Genomic DNA, 3,663 nt, shown 5'->3' with positions numbered 1-3,663 from the left:
GACGCGCTCCGCATCGCCGAGTGGGAGCGGATCGCGTCGGTCGGAGTGGGCACCTCACCCGCGGGCTCCCGCCGCGTCCGCGCCGTCGTGCTGGCCGTGCTCGCACCGCGTTCCCCGGCCGGCCCCGGGGTCCTCCGCGCGTCGGCGGAGGCGATCGCCGCCCGCCGACGCCCCCACACCGTGCTCGTCCCCCTCGTCGTCGCCTCTCCGGCGCCGCTCGGCTGGCGGGTCGCCGACGACCGGACCTTCCTCCTCGCCCTGGACCGGCTCCAGCGCGCCCTCGACGAGCGCACGCGATGAGGGCCCGCCTCCGCTTCGCTCTCGCCGCCCTCACCACCCTGGGTTTGGGCCTGGCCCTGCGCTTCCTGCTGACCGGGCTGCTCGCCGATGTCGCCGGAGGAGTGCTCTACGTGGTGCTCGTCGCGCTGCTCACCGCCGTCCTGCTGCCCCGCGTGCCCGCGGTGACCGCGGCGGGGATCGCGCTGGCCTGGTCCATCGCGATGGAGCAGCTCCAGGCGATCGGAGTCGCGTCGCGCCTGGTCGAGCTGTGGGCACCGCTGCGGTTGATCGTCGGCACCACCTTCTCGTGGCTCGACATCGCGGTCTACGTTCTCGGGGCAGTGGTCGCTGCGGCGGTGCTGATCGCCGTCGGCCCTCGCGAGGAGCCGGCCGACGTCCGCGATCGCGGCCTCAGGGATGTCCGGGGCGGGCCGACCGCCTGATTAGGGTGGGGCCATGAGCGAGGCGGAACTCCCGGGCACAGCGGCATCCCCCCGAGCGCTGCCGGCCCACGATCATCGACGCGACCGGCGCATCCCCGAGCCGCTCGACCGCTTCGCCACCGGCGAGGAGTTCCCCGAGTACCGGGTCGACCTCGAGCGGATCCGGTTCTCGCCCTACTTCGCCCGTCTCTCCGCCGTCACGCAGGTCATCTCGCCCTCCGGCGTCGGCCAGGTTGTGCACAACCGGCTCACGCACTCGATCAAGGTGACAGCCGTGGCCCGCGCGATCGCCATGCAGCTCACCACCACCGACCGGGCCCAGCGCGAACTCGTCGAGCGGCTCGGCGGCTGCGACCCCGTGGTGGTGCAGGCGGCCGCGAGCGCGCACGACCTGGGTCATCCTCCGTTCGGGCATCTCGGCGAGCAGGCGCTCGACCGCCTCGCCCGCGAGCGTCTCGGGCTCGCCGAGGGCTTCGAGGGGAACGCGCAGTCGTTCCGGATCCTCTCGGAGCTCGACGTCTGCGAGACGGTCGAGGTGGGGCTCAACCTCACCGCCGCCTCCCGCGCCGCCGTGCTCAAGTACCCCTGGGGGCGGACCGTCTGCCGACCCGGCATCGACTCGGCCGACCCCACCGAGCTGCCGCGCGGCTCCACCGCCAGCCAGTGGGAGACCGCACCGCCGAAGTTCTCGGCCTACACACTCGACCTCGACGACCTGCTCGACGCGCGCTCCGGCTTCGCCGCGATCGCCCCCTGGCAGCAGACCCTCGAGTGCTCGGTGATGGACGTCGCCGACGACATCGCCTACTCGCTGCACGACCTCGACGACTTCTACCGCGCGGGAGTCCTGCAGCAGGCGGCGGTGGCGGTCGAGTTCCGCGCGTTCCTCCGTGAGCAGAACGCACTCGCCGCTCTCGACGCCGCGGAACTCTGGGCCAGGGCGCCGGGGCACTCGCTCGAGATGCTGCGGCGCAGGCTCGTTGCGCGCGACCCGTGGATCGCGAGCGATGAGCACTTCCGCGCCTCCGTCGAGCGGGTCTCGACCGAGCTGGTCGAGGGTCTGCTGGCCGTGCCGTTCGACGGCTCGACCCGCACGGAGCGCGCGATCGAGGCGTTCGTCTCCTCCTGGATCGGCCGGCTCCAGCGCTCGGTCGTGGTGCTGGCCGAGCCGAACGTCCGCTCGGGTCATCTCTCGCTCCTCCCAGACGCCTGGCACGACGTGGCGGTGCTGAAGTTCGTGCACACGCGTTTCGTGATCGACCGCCCCGACTTCGCCACCTACCAGCGCGGGCAGTCCCAGGTGCTCGAGACGCTGGTGACCCACCTCGACGCCTGGCTCGCTGATCCGCGCGACGGCTCGCGTGCACCGCAGAAGCTGCTCGACCTGATCGAACTCGCGGCCGACGGCTACTTCCGTCTGCGCGCCGACCACCCCGACTGGCTGCCGACCGACGAGCGCGGCCGTCCGACGTCCGACCCCGCCGTGCTCCAGCGGCTCGGGCGGGGCCGCGGAGTGGTCGACTACGTCGCGACGCTGACGGACGAGCAGGCGATGGCGCTCGCCGCACGGCTCCGCGGCGACCGCGAACCCTGGGCGATGGGGACCTAGCTCCCGTGGTTCGGCGCCGTCGGCCCTCCGCCCTGGTGCCCCAGCCTCTCGGCGGACGGTGGGTTGACAGCACGCTCCCGATATGACTGACCGCCCCCGATCCCCGCCAGTGCAGGCCGGAAGGCGACGCGCGTGCCCCGAGGCCGCTTTCCGGCGGTATCCAGTGCCCGTTCAGGAAGCGCTGACCGAACGACAGCGTAAAATCGCGGAGGCACATGCCAGGATCGACAACTCGACAGGGAGTTCCGTTGGACGGAAACGCAACGACCACGCACCGCAACGTCGCATTGCTGTCCGTCGCGACCACGATGGCTCCGCGAGTGACCACCTCGGCCGAGATCGATGCGCGCCTGGCTCCGGCGCTGAAACGCCTCCGACTCCCCACGGGCCTGCTCCAGCGCGTCGCCGGGGTGCACGAGCGCCGCAACTGGAGCGCCGAGCAGGGTTTCGACGCGGCAGCGATCGACGCGGGCAAGCGGGCTCTGGATGAGGCGGGCATCCGCCCCGATCAGATCGGGCTCATCATCAACACCTCGGTCACGCGCAAGCATCTCGAGCCGTCGGTCGCCGTGCGCCTGCACCACGGTCTGGGACTGCCCTCGTCGGCCATCAACTTCGACATCGCCAACGCCTGCCTCGGGTTCGTGAACGGCATGACCCTCGCCGCGCAGCTCATCGACTCTGGTCAGATCCGCTACGCCATGATCATCGACGGCGAGGACGCCGACGAGATCCAGGTCAACACCATCGATCGCCTCAGCCGCGAGGGCGTGAACCGCAAGGACTTCATGAGTGAGTTCGCGAGCCTCACCCTCGGCTCGGGGGCGGCCGCCGCGATCCTCGGCCCCGCCGACGAGCACCCCAGGGGCCACCGGATCCTCGGGGGCATCACCCGCGCGGCCACGCAGTTCAACGAGCTCTGCGTGGGCAGCGTCGACGGCATGTTCACCGACGCCAAGGCCCTGCTCAAGGGCGGGATGGACCTCGTGCTCTCCGCCTGGAAGGAGGCCACCCGCGACTGGAACTGGGGCGGCATGGACCGCTACATCACGCACCAGGTGTCGGATGTGCACACCAACGCCCTGGTGAAGGCGGTCGGCCTCGATCGCAGCCGTGTCCCCACGACCTACCCGACGCTCGGCAACGTCGGCCCGGCATCGATCCCGATCACCCTGCCCAGGAGGCCGAGACCCTGCAGCCCGGCAACCGCGTGCTGCTCATCGGAGTGGGCTCGGGCATCAACACCGCGATGCTCGAGATCGCCTGGTGACCGAAGAGTTCGGCCCCCACCCGGCGGTGCGGATCCGCGGGGCGCTCAGCGCCACCGCCGCG

At 71.6% G+C, this 3,663-nt stretch carries 3 protein-coding genes and 1 pseudogene; all 4 read left to right on the top strand.

Annotated elements, in window-relative coordinates; all coding sequences use genetic code 11:
- A partial coding sequence (locus ACH61_RS17575; protein WP_161489677.1) for a hypothetical protein occupies positions 1-300 on the top strand: 300 nt, incomplete at its 5' end.
- The gene (locus ACH61_RS14450) at positions 297-722 is read left to right on the top strand and encodes a DUF2809 domain-containing protein (protein ID WP_068213368.1); all 426 of its coding nucleotides are present in this window, start codon (positions 297-299) and stop codon (positions 720-722) included. The genes ACH61_RS17575 and ACH61_RS14450, both read left to right, overlap by 4 nt.
- A gap of 13 nt (positions 723-735) precedes the next feature.
- Positions 736-2,331 (top strand): deoxyguanosinetriphosphate triphosphohydrolase family protein, encoded by a 1,596-nt coding sequence (locus tag ACH61_RS14445; protein WP_082845304.1) that lies wholly within the window; start codon positions 736-738, stop codon positions 2,329-2,331.
- A gap of 215 nt (positions 2,332-2,546) precedes the next feature.
- A pseudogene (locus tag ACH61_RS14440) lies at positions 2,547-3,601 on the top strand (3-oxoacyl-ACP synthase III).
- Positions 3,602-3,663 lie beyond the last annotated feature (62 nt).

The organism is Rathayibacter tanaceti (assembly GCF_001634385.1).
Lineage (GTDB): Bacteria > Actinomycetota > Actinomycetes > Actinomycetales > Microbacteriaceae > Rathayibacter > Rathayibacter tanaceti.
The sequence above is the reverse complement of the archived record's forward strand: the minus strand, read 5'-3'. Positions and strand labels throughout refer to the sequence as shown.